This window comes from Kitasatospora sp. NPDC002522, from assembly GCF_053595195.1.
Genome location: NZ_JBSFXE010000025.1, coordinates 98,331 through 121,443, shown reverse-complemented (window position 1 = coordinate 121,443; position 23,113 = coordinate 98,331). Strand labels below are relative to the sequence as shown.

Here is a 23,113-nt window from a genome sequence, read left to right as displayed (position 1 = left end):
AGGACCCCGAGGCCCCGATCTTCGACCTGGTCGACTACGGCGTCGTCGGCGACCTGTTCACCGTCCTCCCCCAGCTCACCGGCGAGGTCAAGGCCCGCAAGAGCTGAACCGGCTGACCGCGGGTCAGGGACACGCGAAGGGCGCGGCCCCCGGGATCACCGGGAGCCGCGCCCCTCGCGTCGGTGCGGACGGTCCGTCAGCGGCCGGAGAGGGCGCGGACGAAGCGATCGGCGTTGATGGTGCCGAGGCCGGAGGCGAGGTCGTAGCCCTTGACGGCCTGGTAGCCGGTCACCTTGTCCCAGGAGTTGTCGCCGGCGGTGACGTCGGTGATGCCGCTCCACTGCGAGGGCAGCTGCGCCAGGCCGTACATCCGCCAGTTGAGCTGGCCGAGGCGGTGGCCGGCCAGCTGGTTGGCGAGCGCGACGATGCCGGAGAAGATCGGCGTGGCCTCGCTGGTGCCGCCGGTCAGGTGCCAGCCGACCCGGGTCGGGTCGTAGGACTCGTAGGTCCAGGCGGCGCCGTCCACGGCGGCGCTCATGCTGATGTCCGGGGTGCCGCGGTGGTCGCCGGTCACCTTGGCCACGCCCGCCTGGTACCACGGCCGCTCGAAGACGCCGGAGACGCCGCCGCCGGCCGCGCCGTAGTCGTCGTGCCAGACCTTGTCCGGGGCGGTGCGCACGCCGTTGTCGTCCAGCGTGAGCTCGGTGCCGCCGACCGAGGTGACCAGCGGGTCGGCGGACGGCCAGGAGTTGACCTTGTACGGGTACAGGTCGCTGCCGTTCTCCATCGCGTCGGTGGCGCCGTTGTCGCCGGAGGCGGCGAGCACCGTGACGTCCTTGGCGGCCGCGTACTTGAAGGCGTACCGCAGGTCCTCGATGGACTTGAAGTTGTGCTGGTCGAAGCCGGGGAAGGTGTTCTCGGTGGCGCCGAAGCTCTGCGAGATCACGTCCACGTTGCGGGACTTGATGATCGCCTTCTCGGCGTCCATCATCTCCGGCAGGCCGGTGACGCCCTCGGTCTCGGCGACGCCGGTCTCCACCAGCACGATGTGCGCGTCGGGGGCGATGGCGTGGGCGTACTCGACGTCCAGGGTGGTCTCGCCGGCCCAGCCGGTGTGGTCCGGGTTGGTCGGGTCGAAGACCGGGACGTTGCCCCACTTCACGACCTCGACCTGGGTGTCCGGGATGCCCCACTGCTTGTCGAACACCTCCAGGTCGTGCTGGATGCTCGGCGAGCCGAAGGAGTCCACGATCACGATCGTCCGGCCCTTGCCGGTGACGCCCTGCTGGTACAGCGGGCCCAGGTTGTACGCGCTGCGGTACTGCAGCGGCGAGTAGCAGTGGATGCCGATCTGCGAGACGCAGTCCGACGTCGATATCGGGGCGACCCGGCCCACCGCGTCGATGTGCCCGGCAGAGGCGGGACGCAGGTGGAAGGCGGGCAGGTGCCCGGACGCGCCGACGGCCTGCGCGGTGGCGGTCGCCCCCGACAGGGCGGTGGCCCCGACGGCGAGCAGCGCCAGGGCGCGCAGGGTGGTGGAGCGTCGGGGGCCCGCGGTGGCGGGGTGCATACCCAAGGAGACTCCTCGAAGAGAAACGGAACCGGCCGCACGGCCGGGGTGCCCCTATCCCACCGGCCCCGGGGGGCCACTGCCATAGCAGAGACGGGCGGTCGGCATGGCCCCGATCGGCCACGTGATCAGGTAAAGAGCACGGAGCGGTTCGGTAAGGCCGCAGGTCCGGGGGTGTGACCGCGGCGTCGGTGCGCGAGCGGCCCATACCTCGTAGAGTCGGGCGCCATGGGACTGCTGACGGCACTGGACGGCGCATTCGGGGACCGCGGGGACGCGGTCGTGGTGGACGGGCGGCCCCTCTCCTGGGAGCAACTGCTGGGCGCCGCCGGGGCGGTGGCCGAACGCGCGGCCGGGGCGCCGGCGCTCGCCGTGCTCGCCCGGCCGGAGCCCGAGACGGTCGTCGCGGTGGTCGGCGGACTGCTGGCCGGCGTCCCCGTGGTGCCGCTGCCGCCCGACTCCGGACCCAAGGAGCGGGCGCACATCCTCGCCGACAGCGGCGCCACCGTGCTCGCCGGAACCGGACTCGCCGATGCCGCCGAAGGGCTGACGGGCCATCCGCTGACGGAGCTTCCGGTCCGGCTGACGGACCGTCCGACCGCGGCCTGGAGCGCGACCGAGCCGGACGGGGCCCGGCCCGCGTTCGTGCTGTACACCTCCGGCACCACCGGCGCGCCCAAGGGCGCGCTGATCCCGCGCCGCGCGGTCGCCACCGGGCTGGACGGCCTCGCCGACGCCTGGCAGTGGAGCGCCGACGACGTGCTGGTGCACGGCCTGCCGCTGTTCCACGTCCACGGGCTGGTGCTCGGCGTGCTAGGCGCGCTGCGCACCGGCAGCCGACTGGTGCACACCGGGCGGCCCACCCCCGCGGCGTACGCGGCGGCCCGCGGCAGCCTGTACTTCGGCGTGCCCACCGTGTGGTCCCGGATCGCCGCCGACCCCGACGCCGCCCGCGCCCTGGCCGCCGCCCGGCTGCTGGTGTCGGGCAGCGCCCCGCTGCCCGTGCCGGTCTTCCGGCGGCTGCGCGAACTCACCGGCCAGGCCCCCGCCGAGCGCTACGGCATGACCGAGACGCTGATCACCGTCGCCACCCGCGCCGACGGCGAACGCCGCCCCGGCGCGGTCGGCCTCCCCCTCGACGGGGTTCGCACCCGGCTGGCCGGCGAGGACGGCCGACCGGTGCCGGCCGACGGGGAGAGCGTCGGCGAACTCCAGGTGCACGGCCCGACCCTGTTCGACGGCTACCTGAACCGGCCCGAGGCCACCGCCGACTCCTGGACCGCCGACGGCTGGTTCCGCACCGGCGACATGGCGGTGATCGAACCCGACGGCTTCCACCGCATCGTCGGCCGCGCCTCCGTCGACCTGATCAAGAGCGGCGGCTACCGGATCGGCGCCGGCGAGGTCGAGGCCGCGCTGCGCGACCACCCCGGCGTGGCCGACGCCGCGGTGGTCGGCGCCCCCGACGACGACCTCGGGCAGGTCGTCGTCGCCTACGTGATCCCCGCCGACGCCGCGCTGACGGGCGATCAGCTCACCGCGTTCGTCGCCGAGCGGCTCTCCGTCCACAAGCGGCCCCGGCGGGTGCTGCTGGTGGACGAACTGCCCCGCAACGCCATGGGAAAGGTGCTGAAGAAGCAGCTGATCGAAGGCCTCCGCTAGCCCCGGGCCGGGCCGGTCCCCGCATTGGTCTCTTGAGGACCGCGGGGAGTGGGTACCACTCGTGTGGTGTGGGGGCCGGTTGCCCCGGGCTGCCCGGCGAAGGTGCCGGGGTGGGTGGAGGGCGGGATGCTGTGATCGTCTGGGTCAATGGGGCGTTCGGGGCGGGCAAGACGAGCGCCTGCCGGGAACTGGTCGAACTGCTCCCCGGGAGCCTGCTGTTCGACCCCGAGACGGTGGGCGCCGCCCTGCGCGGCATGCTCCCGCCGCAGCGGCTCGCCGAGGTGACGGACTACCAGGACCTGCCCGCCTGGCGGCGGCTGGTCACCGAGACCGCGGCCGCGCTGCTGGACGAGGTGGCCGGGCCGCTGATCGTCCCGATGACGCTGCTCCGGCAGGACTACCGCGACGAGATCTTCGGCTCGCTGGCCGGCCGCGGCCTCGCCGTGCACCACGTGGTGCTCGACCCGGTCGAAACGATTCTCCGCGCCCGGATCGCCACCCGCGAGGAAGTCCCCGGCGACACCGAGACCAACGCCCGCATCCGCCGCTGGTGCCGCGACCACCTCCCCGCCTACACCGAAGCCCGCGGCTGGCTCGCCCGCGACGCCCGCATGGTCGACAACGGCGTCCTGACCCCCCGGCAGACCGCCGAACGCATCGCCGAGCTGGTCCGCAGCGGCGGCGCCCGCTGCCAGATCGTCCGCAGCGAAGGCGGCGACGGGGACACCGTCGCCGCCGCCGTCCTGCTCTTCGACGACCGCGACCGCGTCCTGCTGGTCGACCCCGCCTACAAGCCCGACTGGGAGTTCCCCGGCGGCGTCGTCGAACCCGGCGAGGCGCCCACCGCCGCCGCCGTCCGCGAAGCCGCCGAGGAACTCGGCCTGCGGCTCTCCCCGGACGACCTGCGGCTGCTCGCCGTCGACTGGGAACCCGGCGGCGGCCGCGGCCGCGGCGGCCTGCGGCTCGTCTACGACGGCGGCCGCCTCACCCCCGCCGACGTGCTGCGCCTGCGCCTTCCCGCCGGTGAACTCCGTGACTGGCACTTCGCCACCCTCCGGGAGGCCGCGCGGCTGCTGCCGGCCGCCCGGATGAGACGGCTGGCCGCCGCGATGGAGGCCCGCGCGAACGGCGAACTGCGCTACCTGGAGGGCGGGGTGCCCGCCGCGACGGGGCTGGGCCGCGGCGGGGTGGTGGCGGGCTGAGCGCCCCAGGGTGACGGGGTGTCAGGGGGCGGGCAGTGCGGCGGGGAGTGAGGATGGGCCCATGCCGTTCACGTTGAGTCATGTGGCCGCCGTGCTGCCCGGGTTGCGGCGGGCGCGGCGGCGCGGCGCGCTGGTGGCCGCCGGGCTGGTCGCCGGGTCGATGGCGCCGGACGTGCCCTTCTTCGCCGAGTCGCTGGTCCGGGGGACGTACCGGTACGGCGCCTTGACGCACCGTTGGTGGGCGGCGGGGACCCTCGACGTCGTGCTGGGCGCCGGGCTGGTGGGCGCCTGGTACGGCGTGTGGCGGGCCCCGCTGGGCGCCGCGCTGCCCGGGGAATGGGTCGGGGTCGTCCCACGGGGGCCGGTCTCCGGAGGAGAGGTGGCCTGGGCGGCCGGGGCGGTGGCGGTCGGTGCCGCCACCCACCTGGTGTGGGACTCGTTCACGCACGCGGGCCGAGCCGGGGTGCGAGCCGTACCGGCGCTGTCCCGGCGGGTCGGCGGCGTTCCGCTCTACACCGTCCTGCAGTACGGCAGTTCGGTGGCGGGGCTGGCGGTGCTCGCCCGCTACGCAGCGTCGCTGCGGGAGGCCGACCGACGGGTCGTCGCGATCCTGGGCGGGGCGGCGCTGGTGGGTGCGGTGCACCGCGTGACCCGCGGCGAGCGCGGCCTGATCGACGAGGCCTGCTTCGGCGCCGGCGCGGGCCTGGCGGTGGGGGCTCTCTTGAGGGGCCCGGGGAACGGCGGGGGTGCGTGGCGGTTGGGGTTTCGGGGCGCTGTGAGGTCTGGGCGCATGGAGGTCTCCTGAGACCTTCAGCCGGCTTCAGACCGTCAGGCACTCGCCTCGCCGTTCCCCGAGCCCCTGGATAGTGCAGGTCACTCTCAGATGTCGAGGTAGCCGTTCGTTGCGAGGTAGGCGCCGGTGGCCCGGTAGACGGCGGGGTCGTCGGGGGTGATGGCGGCGAGGCCGTCGACGTAGCGGTTGAACATGCAGAAGGCTGCGGCGATCAGGACGGTGTCGTGGATGGTCTCGTCGTCCGCGCCGGCGGCCCTCGCGGTGGCGATGTCCTCGGGCGAGACGGCGAGTCCGCTGACGGCGACCTGGCCGGCGAGACGGAGCAGGGCTCGCATCAGGTCGGAGAGGGGGGCGGTGTCGAGGTCGGCCTTGACGGCTTCGACCAGGGCGGTGTCGCCGTCGAGCAGCTCGGCGGCGGTCGCGCCGTGCGCGTCGGTGCAGTAGCGGGTCTCGTTGCGGGAGGAGACGTACGTGCCGATCAGCTCGCGTTCGGCGGTGGTCAGCGGGGACTTCCCGCGCAGCAGCTGTTCGGCGAGTTCGTTCATGCGCCGGCCGGTCTCGGGCTTGACGGAGAAGAGGCCCCGGACGCCGGGGGCGGGGGAGGGGAGGGCGATATGCGGCATGGGGTCAACTGAAGCGGCTGGCGCGGGCAGTTGGCAAGGCCTTGACCTGCGGTTGTGTGATCACGTCCGGCAGTCGGCACGAGGAAAGAAGCACCGGCCGGGTACTGGCCGTGGAGAGGGGACGGCCGATTAGGATGAGCGACCGTGACTGACACCGGTAGCACCCAGGACCTGGAGCCCGTCGAGCCGTCCGCGGACGCGGTGGAGACGGCATCGGCCGCGCTGGACGACGACGCAGAAGCCGAACGTGCGGAGCTGCTTGACGGGGTGTGGGACGTGGTGGTGGTCGGGGCCGGCCCGGCCGGTTCCTCGGCCGCGTACGCGGCGGCGTCCCGGGGGCGGCGGGTGCTGCTGCTCGACAAGGCGGAGCACCCCCGGTACAAGACGTGCGGCGGCGGCATCATCGGCCCGTCCCGCGACACCCTGCCGCCGGAGTTCAAGCTGCCGCTGCAGGACCGGATCTCCGCCGTCACCTTCGCGCTGAACGGCCGGTTCACCCGCACCCGGCGGTCCCGGCGGATGCTGTTCGGGGTGGTCAACCGCGACGAGTTCGACCTGCGTCTGGTGCAGGCCGCCGAGCAGGCCGGCGCGGTGCTGGTGACCGGTGTGACCGCCACGGGTGTCGAGCAGTCGGGCGGCGACGCGCGGACCGTGTTCGTGACGCTGGCCGACGGGCGGAAGGTGGAGGCCCGGGCGGTGGTCGGCGCGGACGGGTCGGCCAGCCGGATCGGCCGCCACGTCGGCGTCGAGTTCGACCAGATCGACCTCGGCCTGGAGGCGGAGATCCCGGTGCCGGAGTCGGTGAGCCGGTACTGGGCGGGGCGGATCCACCTGGACTGGGGGCCGCTGCCCGGCTCGTACGGCTGGGTGTTCCCGAAGACCGACTCCGGGACGCTGACCGTCGGCGTGATCTCGGCGCGCGGTGAGGGCGAGGCGACCAAGCAGTACCTGGCGGCCTACATCCGGCGGTTGGGGCTGTCCGGCTTCACCCCGCTGGTCGAGTCGGGGCACCTGACGCGGTGTCGGGCGGAGGACTCCCCGCTCTCCCGCGGGCGGGTCCTGGTCGCGGGCGACGCGGCCGGACTGCTGGAGCCGTGGACCCGCGAGGGCATCTCGTACGCGCTGCGCTCGGGCCGGCTGGCCGGCGAGTGGGCGGTGCAGATCGCCGAGGCCTCGGGTACGGCGGACGTGCGGCGCCAGGCGCTGAACTACGCGTTCGCGATCAAGGCCGGGCTGGGCGTGGAGATGCGTGCGGGCAAGGTGATGCTCGGGGCGTTCGAAAAGCGGCCGCACCTGTTCCACGCGGCGGTCTGCCTGGTGAACCCGGCGTGGCGGGCGTTCGCCCGGACCACCCAGGGGCACACCACGTTCGCGCAGCTCATGCGGGACTACCGGGCGGCCCGGAAGCTGGCGTCCGTCGCCGGACGCTGACGCTCCGTCAAAAGTTAAGCCTTTGGATGGTAAAGTTTTCGTCAAACTGTTCTCCGGTCGTCCGTACCGAGATGACCGCACTCCGTCACGCCTGACATAGTCGTCGCCGAGCCGGTCGATCTTGAACCGGGGGTGGGGGCTGCCTTCGTGCGGCTCGAGAACAGAGATGTGACTTCTGCATGCTCAGATTCGGTGGCATACGTGGCGGACGACCGCCACGCGTGGGGTTGTTCGAGGTGGCGGCGGGGAGACGGTGGGCCTGGCTGGCCGCAGTGTCCGCGGTGACGCTGAGCGCGTCGGCGGTCTCCGTGCCGGCATTCGCGGCGCACGCTGACCTGGTCGCGCCGAAGGCCGCGGGAGCGGTCGCGGTCAAGGGAGTTCGGAACGCGGAGCCGAAGAAGCTCACCGTTCAGGATGACGCGAAGCGTTCCTTCCAGCCGAAGGCGGTGGCGTGGCCGAAGGCGGCTTCCGGTCGGGCGGCGTCGGCTGCTCCGGGTGCGAAGTCGCAGGCCGCTGGGACGCCGGTGTTTGTGAAGGCGGATTCCTCCGCTGCTGCGCCGGGTGTGGACGTGAAGGTCCTGGACCAGGCGAAGAGTGCTCAACTCGGCGTGTCCGGCGTGGTGTTCACGGTGGACGGCGGTGACGCGCACGGGAAGGTGCGGGTCGGCGTCGACTACTCCGCGTTCGCGGAGGCGCTGGGCGGCAACTACGCGTCGCGGCTTCAGCTGGTGTCGCTGCCGGCGTGTGCGCTGACCACGCCGGAGGTGGCGGCGTGTCAGGTGCGGACGCCGCTGAAGACGGATCGTGACGCGGCGGGGAAGTCGGTGTCGGCGGAGGTCGACCTCGGCGCTGGGACTTCCGGCGCGGTGAAGGCGAGCGCGTCGGAGACCGCGTCGGAGGTCGTTCCGGCGGTGTGGACCGGCAGCACGACTTCGGCGGTGCAGGCTTCGGCCATGTCCGCGCCGATGGTGCTGGCGGCCTCGGCTTCGACCGGAGGTGACGACTCGGCGGGTTCGTACGCGGCGAGTACCCTGAGCCCGAGCGGCTCGTGGACCGGCGGCAGTTCGGCCGGCTCGTTCACGTACTCCTACCCGGTCACCACGCCCGGAGCGTCGAGCCCGCTGGTCCCCAAGGTCAGTCTCGCCTACGACTCGGCGGTGGTGGACGGGAAGACCGCGAGCACGCAGGCGCAGGCCTCGTGGGTCGGTGACGGCTGGTCGACGCCGGACTCGTTCATCCAGCAGACCTTCACCCCGTGTTCGGAGAACCCGGAGGGCTCGGCGTCGCCGAAGTCCACCAGCGACCAGTGCTATGCGGGTCAGGTCCTGACGCTGTCGCTGAACGGCTCCTCGACGTCCCTGGTGTGGGACGCGTCGAAGGGCACGTTCACCCCGGGCAGCGACGATGGCTCCAAGGTCGCGCACGTCACCGGGTCCAACAACGGGACGGGCACCTACAACACGGATTACTGGACGGTCACGGACCGTTCCGGCACCGTCTTCTACTTCGGGCGCAACCAGTTGCCGGGGTGGTCGTCGGGCAAGGCGGTCACCAACTCGGTCGACTCGATGCCGGTGTACTCCTCGCACTCCGGTGACCCGTGCTACAACGCCTCGGGCTTCGACGCGTCGGTGTGCACGATGGCGTACAAGTGGCACCTGGACTACGTGAAGGACGTCCGGGGCGCCGCGATGGCGTACTACTACACCCAGGACACCAACTACTACGGGCAGAACAACGGCGCGTCGAACACGAAGTACGTGCGCGACTCGTACCTCGCCCGGATCGACTACGGCTTCCTGGACGGCGGCGCCTACGGCACCGTCCCCGACCAGGTGTCCTTCGTCACCGGCTCGCGCTGCGTCTCCACCACCTGCGACCCGATCTCGGCCGCCAACGCGGGTACCCAGTATCCGGACGTGCCGTTCGACCTGATCTGCAACCAGGGTGCGACCTGCTCGCCGAAGTCGCCGTCGATGTTCTCGACCGTGCGGTTGAAGCAGATCGTCACCCAGCAGTGGGACACGGCGAGTTCGCAGTACAAGCCGGTCGACACCTACGACCTCGCGCAGACCGAGCCCCCGACCGGTGACGGCACGTCACCGACCCTCTGGCTGGCCTCCGTCACCCACACGGGCAACGACACCTCGGCCGGCGGCTCCGGCAGCCTGACCCTGCCCGCGGTGAAGTTCGGCGGCACGACGATGCAGAACCGCGTCGACACGTCTAACTACCCGGGCATGTTCCGTTACCGGCTGACCTCGATCACCACCGAGATGGGCGCGGTCACCGGCATCACCTACGGCCTGCCCAACCCGTGCACCGCGTCGTATGTCGCCTCGGCCAACGCCTCGGCGAACACCAACTCCTGCTACCCCGTCAGCTGGACGCCGAAGTTCTATGTCGCGCCGATCACGGACTGGTTCCAGAAGTACGCGGTCACCCAGGTGCTGGAGGCCGACGCCACCGGCGGCGCCCTGCAGAAGGCCACCACGTACGAGTACACGGGCGGCGCCGCGTGGCACTACGACGACAACGAGGTCGTCCGGGCCAAGTACCGCAGCTGGGGCCAGTTCCGTGGCTACGGCACGGTCATCACCCGGACCGGTGACGGCGCCAACGACCGCAAGACCAAGTCCGTCACCGACTACTACCGCGGCATGGACGGGGACTACCTCACGTCCAGCAGCAATCGCAGCGTCAGCGTCACCGACTCGCAGGGCGGCGTGCACACCGACGCCCGGCAACTGGCCGGGCGCGAGCTGGAGACGACCGCGTACAACGGCGACGGCGGCGCGGCCGTCAACTCGACCGTCACCTCGTACTGGGTCTCGCCCGCAACGGCGACCCGCACGCGGAGCGGGCTGCCGGACCTCACCGCGAACGCCGTGAAGCCGGCGGAGACCTTCACCCGGCAGGCCGTCACGTCCAGCGGCTCCACCACCTGGCGGTACACCGAGTCCGACAACGCCTACAACGCGGTCGCAGGCGACGTGAACTTCGGTGCGATGACGGCGACGTACACGCACACCGTGCCGGTCGACCCCGCCTACGACACCTGCACCACGAACACGTACGCCCCGGCGAACACCGCGCTCAACCTGGTCGGCCTGGCGGCCTCCCAGGAGACCGACTCGGTCGCGTGCTCCGGGTTCACCCAGGGCGCCAAGCCTTCGGTGCCGGGTTCGTACAACACGCTTGGTGCGCCGTCCTCGGTGAACCGTCCGGCGCAGGTGGTCTCGGCGTCGCAGACCTTCTACGACGACGCGACCTACTCGACGGCCTTCCCGCAGGCGAACGCGCCCACGGTCGGCAACATCACGATGGAGCGCAAGGCCTCCGACTACTCCGGCGGTGCCTTCGCCTGGCAGACCATCAAGCGTGCGACGTACGACGGTTACGGACGTCCGCTGGTCACCTACAACGGCAACGGCAACTTCTCCACCAACGGCTACACCGTCAACGCGGTCGGCCTGACCACGGCGGAGTCGGAGACCAACGCCAAGGGCCAGACCGCGTCCAGCACGCGGACACCCGCCCGGGGGCTCACCCTGACCGCGACGGACCTCAACGGTGTGGTGGCGACGACCCGTTACGACGCGCTGGGCCGGCTCACCTCGGTGTGGCAGAACAACCGGGTGACGAGCGACCCGGCCAACTTGCTGTACACCTACACGGTCTCGCAGACCGGTGTGTCGGGCACGACGACGCAGACGCTGAACGACTCGCTCGGCTACGTGACCTCGTACAGCATCAACGACTCGCTGGGCCGGGTGCGGCAGACGCAGGCGCCGACGCCGAAGGGGGGACGCCTGATCACGGAGTCGTTCTACGACTCGCGCGGCTGGGTCCGGAAGAAGAACAACGCGTACTGGGACCCGAACAACTCGCCGTCCCTGTCGGTCGCCTCGGTGCCGCAGGACTCGACGATCCCTAACCAGAGCGTGCCGACCTACGACGGCATGGGCCGCACGATCGTCGACACCTCGTACCAGTACGCGCAGCCGAAGGAGGTCACCACCACCGTCTTCGCGGGTGACCGCACCATCGTCATCCCGCCGAGCGGCGGCACGGTGAAGACCACCGTCAAGGACCCGCTGGGCCGCACGGTCGAGCTGGACGACTACAGCGTCCGTCCGACCGTCACGGCGCCGGCGGACACCTTCACCGGCACTTACAGCGTAAGTGGCGGCACCAGTCAGGCGATCACCTACGGCTTCGACGGGCACGGCAAGCAGAGCACCGTCACCGCCAACGGCTCGGTGTGGACCACCACCAACAACCTGCTCGGCCAGGCCACGGCGAAGACCGACCCCGACGCGGGCGGCAGCAGCATGCTGTACGACGGCGTGGGCAACCTGGTGCAGACCACGGACTCGCGCGGAAAGAGCGTCAGCACCACCTACGACGCGCTCAACCGCAAGACCGGGACCTTCGCTGCCACCTACGCCACCAAGAGCTCGGCGAACCAGCTCGCCGCGTGGGTGTACGACAACGACAACAACGTCGCGGGCGTCACCAACGCCATCGGTCAGCCGACGACGGCCACCTCCTACGACAAGGGCCAGGCGTACACCACGCAGGCGTCCGGCTTCACCACGATGGGCAAGTCGACGGGCGAGACGATCACCATCCCGTCCACCGAGGGCCTGCTGGCGAAGAGCTACACCTTCAAGCACGTCTACACGACGATCAAGGGGCTGCCCTACACCGACCAGTCCCCGGCCGGCGGCGGTCTTCCGCTGGAGACCGTCACCCGGACGTACGCCACCGCGTTCGACCTGCCCAACGGCGCCACCTCCGGCACCACCGGCTACACGCAGGGCACCAGCTACGACGCCTTCGGCCGCATCGAGCAGTCGACGCTGGGCACGGGCTCGAACCTGGCGTACATCACCAACACCTTCGACCCGCACACCGGTCAGCTGACCGACCAGCTCACCTCCCGCTCCAACACGGGGACGCCGAGCGACGTCGACAAGCAGCACTACGACTACGACCTGGCGGGGAACACGGTCCGTCAGACGTCGACCCGGCTGGGCGCCACGACCGAGACGCAGTGCTTCAGCTACGACCAGCTGGACCGGCTGACCCAGGCGTGGACGGCCACCGACTCCTGCGCCCTGGCGCCGACCGCGCTCAACCACTCGCAGGTGGGCGACGCGATAGGCGGCGGTGCGTACTGGACCGACTGGCAGTTCGACGCGCTGGGCAACCGCATCGGCCAGACCGAGCACTCCACCACCGGCGGCGCGGATGTCGCCACCACCTACACCTACAACGGCAACGGCAAGGGTCAGGCGCACACCCTGACCTCCAGCAGCAACGGCTCCACCTTCGGCTACGACACGTCGGGCAACACCACCCAGCGGACCACCCCCGGCAACGGGGCGCAGACGCTGAGCTGGGACGACGCCGGACGCCTGAACACCGTCCACGGCACGACGGGCGACACCACCTACGTGTACAGCCCTGACGGCCAGGTGCTGATGCAGAAGGACCCGAGCTCGACCGTCCTCTACCTGCCGGGTCAGCAGCTGACCTTGTCCGGCGGCGCGGTCACCGGCACCCGCTACACCACCCTGCCGGGCGGCGGAACCGCGGTGCGCTCCGGGTTCGGCACCAACTACCGGTTCGAGATCGCCGACCCGCACGGGACGTCCGGTCTGAGCCTGGACAGCACTGCGCAGACGCCGACGTGGCGTCAGTTCACCCCGTACGGCGGGCAGCGCGGGGCCTCGGTCTCCTGGTTCGACAACCGCGGCTTCCTCAACGCGCCGACCAACGGCACCACCGGGCTCACCACCCTCGGCGTGCGGCAGTACGACCCGCTCACCGGACGGTTCATCAGCGTCGACCCGGTCTTCGAGGCCAGCGACGCCCAACAGCTCGGCGGCTACACCTACGCGAGCAGCAACCCCGTCACCCACAGCGATCCGAGCGGCCTGCGGACCGACGACATCGAGGCGGGGAGCACGGCGTCCGGGACGCTCGGCGGACTCGGCGTGTGGGGGATGATCCGCTGGCTGCTCGAGTACGCCTACGAGGAGGCGCTGCTGGCCGAGGCGGTCGAAGCCCGCAACGCGCTGGCGATGTCGACGAAGGACTTCGGCAAGAAGCAGACCATCACCGGGTCGTACAACATGAACACCGGCAAGGTCTCCGCGGCACAACGCGGTGACGGCAACTGTGCGGAGGTCAACGCCTGCAACAAGCTGGGCCTCGAACAGAGTGACCCGGAGTCCAGGTTCACCAAGGCCGTCTCGTGGGTCAAGGAGGACAAGCTGACGCCCGAGGACAAGGTGCTCATGACGCGTGAGGTCACCATGCAGGACGGCAGCACCGAGATGCGTTACATGGTCGAGAAGCCGCTCTGCGGCAACTGCCAGTCGGCCAGCCGGCCGCCCCAGTACCCGGCGGGTGTGAAGGTCTTCCCCGGGGAGGACGGCAAGCCCGTCTGGCCGCGCTTCACGGACCGGGAGACGACGTTCTGGGAGCGGGTCGAGCTGGCGAAGCCGTACGTCGGGCCGGTCCTGAAGTGGGGCGGCCGGGCCGCGACCGGTGCGGCCATCGCCTATGACGTCTACGACGTGGCGACGGCACCGGAGGGCCAGAAGGCGAAGACGGCCGCGAAGGATGCGGGCGGCTTCGTGGGCGGGATCGGCGGTGCGATCGCGGGTGCCCAGATGGGCACGGCGGTGGCCCCGTTGCTCGGCCCGCTGGCGCCGGCGGCTCCGGTGGTCGGTGCCATCGTCGGCGGCATCATCGGCTCCGGCGTCGGCCAGAACGTGGGCAAGACCGTTGCCGGTTGGTTCGGCTGGTAGCGTCGCAGTTCAGGGGCCGCCCCACGCACGGTGCCGGTCTCAACGTCCTAGACAGTGAGGTTGGCAGAACGTGCGGATGGCGGCCCCTTTTGCGGAGTGGGACGGTCAGTTGACCGTCTCGGGGATCCAGTTGCTCGGCGCCGAGCTCGACGGCCGGCCGGTGGTCGTGCGGTCGAGCCCGGCGCCGGGCCGGGACGTCGCGGTGTACAACGCCGTGGACGGCACGGTGCTGCGGGAGTTCGGGACCGGTGAGGGAAGCGGCGGGCTCCGCCGCTCCCACGTCGACGCGGCCGTCCTGGTGACGCTCGATCTGTTCCGCGGGCTGCGGGGCACGGTGACGCAGTACGACCTGCGGACGGGGGAGGAGGTCCACCCCGCCACGTGGGGCGAGCGGCGGACGCTGTGGGGCAGGCCGCCCCGTATGACCGCCGTCGCCTCCTTCCGGGGAGCCGACGGCCGGCGGGCCCTGCTGGCGGGGTGGAGCGACGGCCTCGTCCAGCAGCTCGACCCGGCGACGGGGGAGCAGACCGGGGCCAAGCTGCGCGGGACCGGGAAGGCCCAGGTGTGGTCCCTGGCGGTGTACACCGCGGCGGACGGCACCCTCCGGTTGGCCTGCGGGGACGCCGAAGGCGTGCTGCGTCGCTGGAACCCGGCGACCGGGAACCCGGTGGGCGAACCGGTTCGGGCGCACCGCGCGGAGATCCAGCACCTCGTCGCCTACCAGGCGCAGGGCCGGACCGTGCTGGCGACCGGGTCCGGTGACCACTCGGTCCGGATCTGGGACCCGGAGAGCGGGACTCAGCTCGGCCGGCCGATGGTCCAGCTCGGCAACACCCTGGGACTGTGCGCCTACCAGGTGGGCGAGCAGGCCGCGTTGGCGGTCGCCTCGGACCGGTTGTACCGCTACGACGGGGCGACCGGTGAGCCGCTGGGGGAGCCGGTCGGCGAGCCGGACGACGACGCCTGCCTCGCGGTGTGTGCGGTGGAGTCGGGAGAGCGCGTCCTGCTGTTCACGGCGGAGGAGCGCGGGCTGCGGCGGTACGACGGCGCGAGCGGCACGCCGCGCTGAGCAGCACCCTGGGTGGGGCGCGGGGGTTGGGATTCGGGGGGTCCCCGCGCCCCTGACGGGGGGGTTACTTCAGGCCGCTGTCCAGGGCGGTGATCAGGGTGCCGGACGGGGTGTCGCCGGACATCTCCCAGATCATCGCGCCGAGCAGGTTCTTGGACTTGAGGTAGGCGGTCTTCTGGCCGATCGACCAGGTGTCGTCGAAGGTCCACCACTGGCCACCGCTGCCGGTGTAGGCGTAGGTGGAGACCGAGACCGGGTCGTGGTAGACCGTCAGGTTCGGGACGCTGGTGATCAGGTTGTTGTAGCCGCGGGTGCCGGCCTCCTCGGCGAACTGGCCGGGCGCCGCGCCGCCCGCGGCCTGCCAGGCGCCGTGCACGCCGCCGTCGGTGACGGTCTGCCAGCCGCGCCCGTAGAACGGGAAGCCGATGGTCAGCTTGCGCGGGTTGACGCCGGCGGCGAGGTACGTGTTGACGGCGCTGTCGATCGAGAAGTGGAAGCTGTACGGGTCGGCCGGGTCGGCGTACAGGTTGGCCTGGTGGCCGGTCCGGTTGGGCTCCCAGGAGTTGTCGCTGCCGGCGCCGTGGAAGTCGTAGCCCTGGACGTTGGCGATGTCGAGGGAGTTGAAGATCTGCGCGAGGTCCCAGCCCTGGCCCACCTTGACCGGGTCGGCGGGGGTGAAGGCGGTGAGCAGCTTGTGCGAGCCGCCGAGGGCGTCGAGCTGGCGGCGGAACTCGGCCAGCAGCAGGGTCAGGTTGGCCTTGTCGTTCGCGGAGTAGTGGTTGCCGGCGTGGCCGTCGGGGGAGCCGGGCCACTCCCAGTCGATGTCGATGCCGTCGAAGATGCCGGCCGCGGTGCCGGGGCCGCCCGCGCCGTTGTAGGCGGGCAGGTTGCCCTTGATCCAGATGTCGATGCAGGAGGAGACCAGCTTCTTGCGGGAGGCGTCGGTGGCGGCGGCGTCCGAGAAGTACTTGGAGTAGGTCCAACCGCCCAGTGAGACCACGACCTTGAGGTTCGGGTACTTGGCCTTGAGCTTCTTCAGCTGGTTGAGGTTGCCGCGCAGCGGGGCCCAGCCGTCGTCGGCGACGCCGTCCACGGACTGCGCGGCGCTGAACGGGCGGGAGTAGTCGGCGTCCGCGTCGCCCGCGCCGGTGCCCTGGTCGGGGTCCTGCGGGTTGGCGGTGGTGCCCTTGGTGACGCCGGCCAGGCAGGTCAGGTTGACCGGGTCGATGTTCTCGAAGGCGTAGTTGACGACGTCGAGCTTGGCGGCGCTGCCCGAGGTGTCGAGGTTCTTGGCGAAGAACTGGCGGCCGTAGATGCCCCACTGGGTGAAGTAGCCGACCCGGGTGTACTTCCCGGGCCCGGCCAGGTCGCCGGTGGTGACGGTCAGTGCGGTGGAGGCGGGGGAGGCGTTGTCGGCGGCGTCGCGGGCCTTGACGGTGAAGGTGTACGCGGTGGCCGGGGAGAGCTGGACGACGGTGGCCGCGGTGGTGGTGACGGTCTGCACCAGGGTGGCCCCCTGGTAGACGTCGTAGGCGGCGACGCCCTTGTTGTCGGTGGCGGCGTTCCAGGCCAGCGCGACGCTGGTGCTGGTGACCGCGGTGGAGCGCAGGTTGCCGGGCGCGGTCGGCGGGACGGTGTCGCTCGCCGGGTCGACGGTGGAGGCGCTCAGCGCGCCGCTGACCGGGCCGGTGTTGCCGCGGGTGTCCTTGGCGCGCACGGTGAGGCTGTACGCGGTGGCCGGGGTGAGGCCGGTCAGCGTGGTGGAGGTGCCGGTGGCCGTGCCGAGCACGGTGGAGCCGCTCACCACGTCGTAGGACGCGACGGGGAAGTCGCCCTTCGCCGCGGCGGTCCAGCTCAGCGCCAGGCTGTGGGCGGTGGCGGAGACCAGTTGCGGGGCGCCCGGGGCGCCCGGCGGGACGTCCGCGGTGCCGTCGCACTTGTCGCCGTTGACGCGGCAGTTGGTCGGCGCGGCGATCGGGCCGTTGCCGATGAACCAGAAGCTGTACGGCTCGGTGGTGGAGTTCGGCTGCACCGTGGCGTTGTAGTACGCGTTGGTCGCCGACACGTGCGAGCCGGTGACGGTCGTCTGGCCGTTGTAGCTGCCGCTGATGGTGACGCCGGGCGGCAGGTCGAACTCCAGGGTCCAGCCGGTGACGGCGGTGGCGCCCGCGTTCTTCACGATGTACGTGCCCTTCCACCAGGAGCCGTTGTCGGCGCTGGTGAAGGACGCGGTGAGCTTGTCGGCGGCGTGCGCCGGCGTGGCGGTGAGCAGGGCGAGCGGCAGTGCCAGCGTTGCGAGCAGGGCCATGACGCGGGCCCTGAAACGGTGCCTGAACCGGACGTGCATCGGTACTCCCTGTGTGGTGTGGGGGATTCCGTACAGGGGTGCCGGGGAGCCAGCCACTGGCAGGGTAGGTGGACTGGACCAACTCGTCAACAGGTCTATACCTGAGTGGGACTGACGGACGGTCAGGGGCCGAGGAGCCGGTCGGCGAGCGGGCTGCGGGCGTACAGCACCAGGCGGCCGTGGCGGGCCCGGCTGACCAGGCGGGTGGCGTGCAGCACGGCGAGGTGCTGGCTGACGGCGCCGGGGGTGACGCCGAGCCGGCGGGCCAACTCGGTGGTGGCGGTGGGCTCGTGGAGCAGCATCAGCAGCCGGGCCTTGGGGGCGCCGAGGAGCTGCTCCAGGGCGCGCGGGGTGGGCGGCGGCTCGGCGGCGGCCGCGATGGTGCGCTGGCCGCGGGCCGGGTAGGTGATCGACGGCGTCCGGTCGGGGCCGATCGCGGTGATCGCGCCGCGGGCGAAGCAGGTCGGCACGAACGCCAGGCCGCGGCGGTCGACCACGACGTCGAGGTGGTCGTCGAACCAGTCGTGATCGATGGTCAGCACCCCGTCCGCCCAGTGCAGGCGGTGGTCGAGGTCGGCGAGCAGCCCCGCCGCGCCGCGTTCGGCGAGCACCCGGGAGCGGTGCACGATGTCCGCGCGCAGCACCGAGCGGGCCCGCGGCCACCAGTCGGGCTCCAGCACCCGGGTCCAGTACTGCTCCAGGGCGTCGGCGATCTCCGCGATCAGCGCCTCGGGGTGGTCGAGCCGCTCGGCCAGCAGTTTCGGCAGCACCCGGTCGTGCGGCAGGTAGGTGCGTTCCAACTCGCCTGCCAGCAAGGCGGGTTCGAAGGCGCGGACGAGGTCGAGCTCGGCCCGGAAGTCGGGGAACGGCACGTGTGGGCGGGGTGTCAGGAAGTCCGGCACGTACTTGTTGCCCGCCACCAGGGCGCGCAGCAGCGGCGCGGCGGGCAGCGCCTCGAAGGCCGGGCGCATCGCCTCGAAGGCCGGCCCGTGCGGGTAGTGCCCGGGGTGGGTCCACATCCGCAGCGACAGCACCGCCTCCTGCAGCGGCGAGCAGGCGAAGTAGGCCGCGGCCAGGTCCGCCAGGCCGAGCCGGAAGCGCAGTGCCACCGCGGGCCCCCCGTTCGCGTTCGACCGGCCCGAGGATTCAGGCCGGGGCTAAATCAATACCACGGACGGTCGGCAGACGATCTGATCGGGGCATGACCGCCACCGCACTCGCGGCCGACCCGGCCGCGCCACCGCCCCCTGCCCCGAACCGGCTCGCCCGGCTGCTGCCCGCCGACCCGGTGCTGCGCCGACTGTCCGTCATCACCCTGATCAACACGGCGGGCAACGGCCTGTCGATGACGCTCGGGGTGCTGTTCTTCACCCGGGTGCTGGGCTTCGGAGTCGCCGAGGTCGGCGTGGTGCTGACGGTGGCGGGCGCGTGCGGGGTGGCGGCGAGCGTCCCGGCGGGACGGGCCTCGGACCGGTTCGGGCCCAAGCCGGTGCTGATCGCGCTGCTGCTCGTCCAGGCGGTGTGCGCGGCCGGGTACGTGCTGGTGCACCGGCTGGCCGCGTTCGCGGTGCTGGCCTGCCTGCTCGCGGTCGCCGACCGGGGCGGCGCGGCGGTGCGCGGCGCGCTCTTCGCCGAGGTGCTGCCCGTCGACGGGCGGGTGGCCGGCCGGGCCTACCTGCGGTCGGTCACCAACGTCGGCATCTCGGTGGGCACCGTGCTGGCCGCGCTGGTGCTGCAGGCCGACACCCGGGGCGCGTACCTGGCGGCGCTGCTCGCCGACGCGGCCACCTACGCGGTGATCGCGGTGCTGTACCTGCTGCTGGTCCCGGTCGCACCGCGCACCGCCGCGCAGGCCGCGCAGGCGGCGAGCGGGCCCAACCCGGCGCTGCGCGACCGGCGGTTCCTCGCGCTGACCGGGCTGAACGCGGTGATCACCCTGCAGTTCGTGATGATCGAGGTCGGGGTGCCGCTGTGGGTGGTGCGGGAGACCGACGCGCCGCGCTGGATGGTCGCCGGGGCACTGCTGGTCAACACCGCGCTGGTGATCGTGCTCCAGGTCCGCGCCACCCGCGGCACCGAAGAGTCGGCCGCCGCGGCCCGGGTCTTCCGGCGCGGCGCCCTGCTGGTCGCCGCCGCCTGCCTGGTGCTGGCCCTGGCCGCGGGCCTCCCCGGCTGGGCGGCGGCGCTGGTGGTCGCCGGGGGCGTCGGCCTGCAGGCGCTCGGCGAGGTGTACAGCCAGGCGGGCGCCTGGGCGCTCAGCTACGACCTGGCCCGGGAGGACGCGCACGGCGCCTACCAGGGTGTGTTCAACACCGGGATGTCCGGGGCGCTGATGCTCGGCCCGGTGCTGATCACCTCGGGGGTGATCGCGCACGGCCTGCCCGGCTGGGCGCTGCTGGCCGCCGTGTTCGCCGCTGCGGGCTGGGGGATGACGGCGCTGGTGCGGCGCTGAACCCGGGCGCGCCGCGGCGCGGGTGACGGTGGGTCACCCGCGCCGCGGTCGTGCGGTGCCGTTGCGTCAGGCCGTCAGCAGCTCAGGTTGGAGCCGGTCGGGACGCCGAGGATCGAGGTGAAGTTGGTGTAGGCGTTGACCCGGCTCTGCACCTGGGCGGGGTTGCCGCCGTTGCACTCGATCGAGCCGTTGATGGAGCGGATGGTCTCGCCGAAGCCCGCGCCGTTGACCATCGCGTTGTGCGGGGTCATCGTGCCGGGGCCGTTCTGGGTCATCCAGTACCAGATGCCGGTCTTCCAGGCCACGGCCGCGTCGGTCTGCACCAGGTTGGGGTTGTTCAGCAGGTCGATGCCGAGCGCGTCGCCCGCCGCCTTGTAGTTGAAGTTCCAGCTGAGCTGGATCGGGCCACGGCCGTAGTACGCGGACTGGCCGGCCGGGCAGCCGTACGACTGCGAGGTGTCGCAGTAGTGCGGGTAGTTGGCGGTGTTCTGCTCGACGATGTAGACCAGCCCGCCGGTCTCGTGGCTGACGTTGGCCAGGAAGGCCGCCGCCTCCTGCTTCTTCACGGTGTCCGAGCCGGTGTTCGCGAACGCCGGGTAGGCGCTGAGCGCGGCGGTCAGGCCCGCGTAGGTGTAGAAGGAGTTCCGGCTCGGGAACATCTGGTTGAACTGGGCCTCGGTGACCACGAATCCACCCGGGTTGGCGGTGGTCGTCGTGCCGCCGCCGCTGCAGGTGTACGGGCTCCAGAACCAGGTGGAGATCGTCGGGTCGTAGCCCGGGTTGTCGTGGGTGGCGATGTAGTACAGCCCGTTGCTGTACTTCACGATCGCGCCGGTCGCGTACTGCTGGCCGGCTACCCAGTTCGGGTAGCTGCAGCCGGTGGGCGGGGTCGTGGTGCCGCCGCCACCGCCGCCGCAGGCGCCCTGGTCGGCCCAGACGCCCGAGCCGCCGGTGCTCGGGGTCTCGCCCTGGGTCCACCACTTGGCGCCCCAGTTGTGGCCGCCGTACGAGGCGGACATGCCGCCGGTGTAGACCTGGCTCGAGGAGTACGGCGCGACGCAGGCGGCGGCCGCGGTGGAGGACATCGGCACCAGCACCGCGAAGCCGAGCGCCGTGACGACGCCGACCAGCAGGCTGAGCAGGCGGAGCCGGGAGAACCCGGCCCGGGCGCGGTGGGCGCCCGCGCGGTGGGTGGAACTACGGGGGAAGGACATCGGCCACTCCATGTGGGGGAAACGAGCGGTGTGTCCAGCACTCAAGCGAGTTGACGCTTAACTGTCAATAGGTCTAGACCTTAAGGAAGTTGAGGGTGTGTACGGAGTGACGCCGGTCCTGGAGTACTGGTCAGTACGGGGGTGCGCGTGGAATCGTGCTGCCGAGCCGTCCGACCCACCCTCAGCCGGAAAGCAGGCCACACCCGATGACCCGCGAAGTACCCTTCGTCCGTCGCACCACCGCCGACTCCGTCGCCACCCTGGAGCTCGACTCCCCGCACAACCGCAACGCCCTCTCCACCCGGCTGATGGCCGAACTCACCCAGGGCCTCGCCGACGCCGCCGCCGACCCCGAGGTCCGGGCCGTCGTCCTCGGCCACACCGGCCGGGTCTTCTGCGCCGGCGCCGACCTCTCCGAGGCCACCGGCGCCGACCCCACCGTCGGCCCGCGCGGCCTGGTCGACCTGCAGCGCGCCCTGGTCGACTGCCCCAAGCCCGTCATCGCCCTGATCGACGGCCACGTCCGGGCCGGCGGCCTCGGCCTGGTCGGCGCCTGCGACCTCGCGGTGGCCGGCCCGCAGTCCACCTTCGCCTTCACCGAGGCCCGCCTCGGCCTCGCCCCCGCCGTCATCTCGCTGCCGCTGCGCCCCAAGCTCGACCCGCGCGCCGCCGCCCGCTACTACCTCACCGGCGAGACCTTCGACGCCGCCGAGGCCGCCCGGATCGGCCTGGTCACCGAGGCCGCCGACGACCCGTCGGCCGTCCTCAAGACGCTGCTGGACGCCGTCCGCCTCTGCTCGCCGCAGGGCCTCGCCGAGTCCAAGCGGCTCGCCAACGCCGCGGTCCGCGAGTCCTTCGAGCGCCACGCCGAGGAACTGGTCGCCCAGTCCGCCCGGCTGTTCTCCTCCGAGGAGGCCCAGGAGGGCATGCGGGCCTTCTTGGAGAAGCGCCCGGCCCGCTGGGTGCGCTGAGCCGCCGCAGGTCCGGCCGCCGACCCGGAAGTTACCGGCGGGTGTGAGGTTGATCCCGTTGCCGGATTTCGGGTCGGGCGGGCCGATACGGTGGCGGCATGTCGATGGTCCGTGGGCTGGTGGAGTCCGTCCGGGGGAGGTCCCGCCGGATGGCGGGGCGGGTGGTGCACCGGGGCTGGCGGTGGGTGCAGGACGCCGGGTCGGTCAGCAACCGCAACCCGGGGCCGTACCGGTTCGGCGCGTTGGGGGACGGCACCAAGCTGGCGTTCCCGCTCGGCACCGTGTTCAACGAACGGTGGATCACCATCGGCCCGTTCTCGATCATCGGCGAGCGGGTCACCATCTCGGCCGGCTTCCTCCCCGGGCTCGACCTCGGCCCGGACCCGATCGTCCGGATCGGCGGCGGCTGCGTGATCGGCCGGGGCAGCCACATCGTCGGCCACCAGCAGATCGTGCTCGGCGACGACGTGTGGACCGGGCCCGACGTCTACATCACCGACCAGGCGCACGAGTACCGCGACACCGAGCTGCCGATCGGCAAGCAGTGGCCGCGCAACGAGCCGGTGTCGATCGGCTCCGGCTCCTGGATCGGCACCGGCGCGGTGATCCTCCCCGGCGCCCGGATCGGCCGCAACGTCGTGGTCGCCGCCAACGCCGTGGTCGCCGGCGAGGTCCCCGACTACGCCGTGGTGGCCGGCGCCCCCGCCCGCCAGGTCCGCAGCTGGGACCCGGAACAGGGCTGGCAGCCCCCCATCCGCCACGAGGCCCCCCGCCCCGTGCCCGACGGCGTCACCGCCGAACAGCTGCGCGCCCTGGTCGGCTGGGACCTGCGGCTGCCGGGTGAGCGGCGGGGCGAGGAGTGACCGCGTGACCGTCTCCTGACGGTTCGTCTGTTCCGGTTCGGTGCGTTCGGGTTCGGGTTCGGTGCGTTCGGGTTCGGTGTGTTCTGGTTCGT

General features: G+C 72.0%; 14 protein-coding genes and 1 pseudogene. 10 read left to right on the top strand and 5 right to left on the bottom strand.

What is annotated here, in order from left to right:
* Positions 1–107, top strand: a pseudogene (locus tag ACWD4U_RS21900) (electron transfer flavoprotein subunit alpha/FixB family protein); the annotation flags it as partial.
* Between the two features lie 89 nt (positions 108–196).
* Here ACWD4U_RS21900 and ACWD4U_RS21895 read toward each other — a convergent pair.
* The gene (locus tag ACWD4U_RS21895; protein ID WP_449787264.1) at positions 197–1,570 is read right to left on the bottom strand and encodes a S53 family peptidase; all 1,374 of its coding nucleotides are present in this window, start codon (positions 1,568–1,570) and stop codon (positions 197–199) included.
* Positions 1,571–1,798: 228 nt separating this feature from the next.
* On the opposite strand from ACWD4U_RS21895, the gene ACWD4U_RS21890 reads away from it, so the two are divergent.
* The 3 genes from ACWD4U_RS21890 to ACWD4U_RS21880 all read left to right on the top strand — a co-directional run bounded on the left by ACWD4U_RS21890 (position 1,799) and on the right by ACWD4U_RS21880 (position 5,239).
* Positions 1,799–3,232, top strand: coding sequence for an acyl-CoA synthetase (locus ACWD4U_RS21890; RefSeq protein ID WP_363459292.1), 1,434 nt, complete (start codon positions 1,799–1,801; stop codon positions 3,230–3,232).
* Between the two features lie 131 nt (positions 3,233–3,363).
* Positions 3,364–4,434, top strand: a complete 1,071-nt coding sequence (locus ACWD4U_RS21885) for an NUDIX hydrolase (protein WP_363459294.1) — start codon at positions 3,364–3,366, stop codon at positions 4,432–4,434.
* 61 nt (positions 4,435–4,495) lie between these two features.
* Positions 4,496–5,239: a DUF4184 family protein gene (locus tag ACWD4U_RS21880; protein WP_363459295.1), complete on the top strand. Its 744-nt coding sequence runs from the start codon at positions 4,496–4,498 to the stop codon at positions 5,237–5,239.
* A gap of 74 nt (positions 5,240–5,313) precedes the next feature.
* On the opposite strand, the gene ACWD4U_RS21875 is transcribed toward ACWD4U_RS21880, so the two are convergent.
* The gene (locus ACWD4U_RS21875) at positions 5,314–5,850 is read right to left on the bottom strand and encodes a carboxymuconolactone decarboxylase family protein (protein WP_363459297.1); all 537 of its coding nucleotides are present in this window, start codon (positions 5,848–5,850) and stop codon (positions 5,314–5,316) included.
* Positions 5,851–6,072: 222 nt separating this feature from the next.
* Between ACWD4U_RS21875 and ACWD4U_RS21870 the strand changes: the two genes are divergently transcribed.
* The 3 genes from ACWD4U_RS21870 (at position 6,073) to ACWD4U_RS21860 (ending at position 15,174) form a co-directional block, all read left to right on the top strand.
* Positions 6,073–7,281 carry a geranylgeranyl reductase family protein gene (locus ACWD4U_RS21870; RefSeq protein ID WP_363459353.1) on the top strand — a complete coding sequence of 403 codons (1,209 nt, stop codon included), beginning with the start codon at positions 6,073–6,075 and terminating at the stop codon, positions 7,279–7,281.
* A gap of 569 nt (positions 7,282–7,850) precedes the next feature.
* Positions 7,851–14,105 (top strand): RHS repeat-associated core domain-containing protein, encoded by a 6,255-nt coding sequence (locus ACWD4U_RS21865; protein ID WP_363459298.1) that lies wholly within the window; start codon positions 7,851–7,853, stop codon positions 14,103–14,105.
* 76 nt (positions 14,106–14,181) lie between these two features.
* The gene (locus ACWD4U_RS21860; protein ID WP_363459299.1) at positions 14,182–15,174 is read left to right on the top strand and encodes a hypothetical protein; all 993 of its coding nucleotides are present in this window, start codon (positions 14,182–14,184) and stop codon (positions 15,172–15,174) included.
* 64 nt (positions 15,175–15,238) lie between these two features.
* On the opposite strand, the gene ACWD4U_RS21855 is transcribed toward ACWD4U_RS21860, so the two are convergent.
* Both ACWD4U_RS21855 and ACWD4U_RS21850 read right to left on the bottom strand, forming a co-directional pair.
* A complete protein-coding gene (locus ACWD4U_RS21855; RefSeq protein WP_449787263.1) occupies positions 15,239–17,521 on the bottom strand; it encodes a glycosyl hydrolase family 18 protein in 2,283 nt (760 codons plus the stop codon).
* A 122-nt stretch (positions 17,522–17,643) separates the two neighbouring features.
* On the bottom strand, positions 17,644–18,630 hold the full coding sequence (locus ACWD4U_RS21850) for an ArsR/SmtB family transcription factor (RefSeq protein WP_363459302.1): 987 nt from the start codon (positions 18,628–18,630) through the stop codon (positions 17,644–17,646).
* A 92-nt stretch (positions 18,631–18,722) separates the two neighbouring features.
* Here ACWD4U_RS21850 and ACWD4U_RS21845 point away from each other — a divergent pair, with 92 nt between their 5' ends.
* Positions 18,723–19,973, top strand: a complete 1,251-nt coding sequence (locus ACWD4U_RS21845) for an MFS transporter (RefSeq protein WP_363459304.1) — start codon at positions 18,723–18,725, stop codon at positions 19,971–19,973.
* 74 nt (positions 19,974–20,047) lie between these two features.
* Here ACWD4U_RS21845 and ACWD4U_RS21840 read toward each other — a convergent pair whose 3' ends face one another.
* Positions 20,048–21,058 carry a glycoside hydrolase family 19 protein gene (locus ACWD4U_RS21840; RefSeq protein WP_449787265.1) on the bottom strand — a complete coding sequence of 337 codons (1,011 nt, stop codon included), beginning with the start codon at positions 21,056–21,058 and terminating at the stop codon, positions 20,048–20,050.
* 335 nt (positions 21,059–21,393) lie between these two features.
* On the opposite strand from ACWD4U_RS21840, the gene ACWD4U_RS21835 reads away from it, so the two are divergent.
* Together ACWD4U_RS21835 and ACWD4U_RS21830 are read left to right on the top strand one after the other, a co-directional pair.
* Positions 21,394–22,158 (top strand): enoyl-CoA hydratase family protein, encoded by a 765-nt coding sequence (locus tag ACWD4U_RS21835; RefSeq protein ID WP_363459307.1) that lies wholly within the window; start codon positions 21,394–21,396, stop codon positions 22,156–22,158.
* 98 nt (positions 22,159–22,256) lie between these two features.
* The gene (locus ACWD4U_RS21830; RefSeq protein WP_363459309.1) at positions 22,257–23,021 is read left to right on the top strand and encodes an acyltransferase; all 765 of its coding nucleotides are present in this window, start codon (positions 22,257–22,259) and stop codon (positions 23,019–23,021) included.
* Positions 23,022–23,113: the final 92 nt, after the last annotated feature.

Bases quoted from the DNA above. Each gene is read 5' to 3' on its own strand.
- ACWD4U_RS21895 (WP_449787264.1), bottom strand. From the start codon at position 1,570: ATGCACCCCGCCACCGCGGGCCCCCGACGCTCCACCACCCTGCGCGCC.
- ACWD4U_RS21890 (WP_363459292.1), top strand. From the start codon at position 1,799: ATGGGACTGCTGACGGCACTGGACGGCGCATTCGGGGACCGCGGGGAC.
- ACWD4U_RS21880 (WP_363459295.1), top strand. From the start codon at position 4,496: ATGCCGTTCACGTTGAGTCATGTGGCCGCCGTGCTGCCCGGGTTGCGG.
- ACWD4U_RS21875 (WP_363459297.1), bottom strand. From the start codon at position 5,850: ATGCCGCATATCGCCCTCCCCTCCCCCGCCCCCGGCGTCCGGGGCCTC.
- ACWD4U_RS21860 (WP_363459299.1), top strand. From the start codon at position 14,182: ATGGCGGCCCCTTTTGCGGAGTGGGACGGTCAGTTGACCGTCTCGGGG.
- ACWD4U_RS21855 (WP_449787263.1), bottom strand. From the start codon at position 17,521: ATGCACGTCCGGTTCAGGCACCGTTTCAGGGCCCGCGTCATGGCCCTG.
- ACWD4U_RS21845 (WP_363459304.1), top strand. From the start codon at position 18,723: ATGACCGCCACCGCACTCGCGGCCGACCCGGCCGCGCCACCGCCCCCT.
- ACWD4U_RS21840 (WP_449787265.1), bottom strand. From the start codon at position 21,058: ATGTCCTCCACCGCGGCCGCCGCCTGCGTCGCGCCGTACTCCTCGAGC.
- ACWD4U_RS21835 (WP_363459307.1), top strand. From the start codon at position 21,394: ATGACCCGCGAAGTACCCTTCGTCCGTCGCACCACCGCCGACTCCGTC.
- ACWD4U_RS21830 (WP_363459309.1), top strand. From the start codon at position 22,257: ATGTCGATGGTCCGTGGGCTGGTGGAGTCCGTCCGGGGGAGGTCCCGC.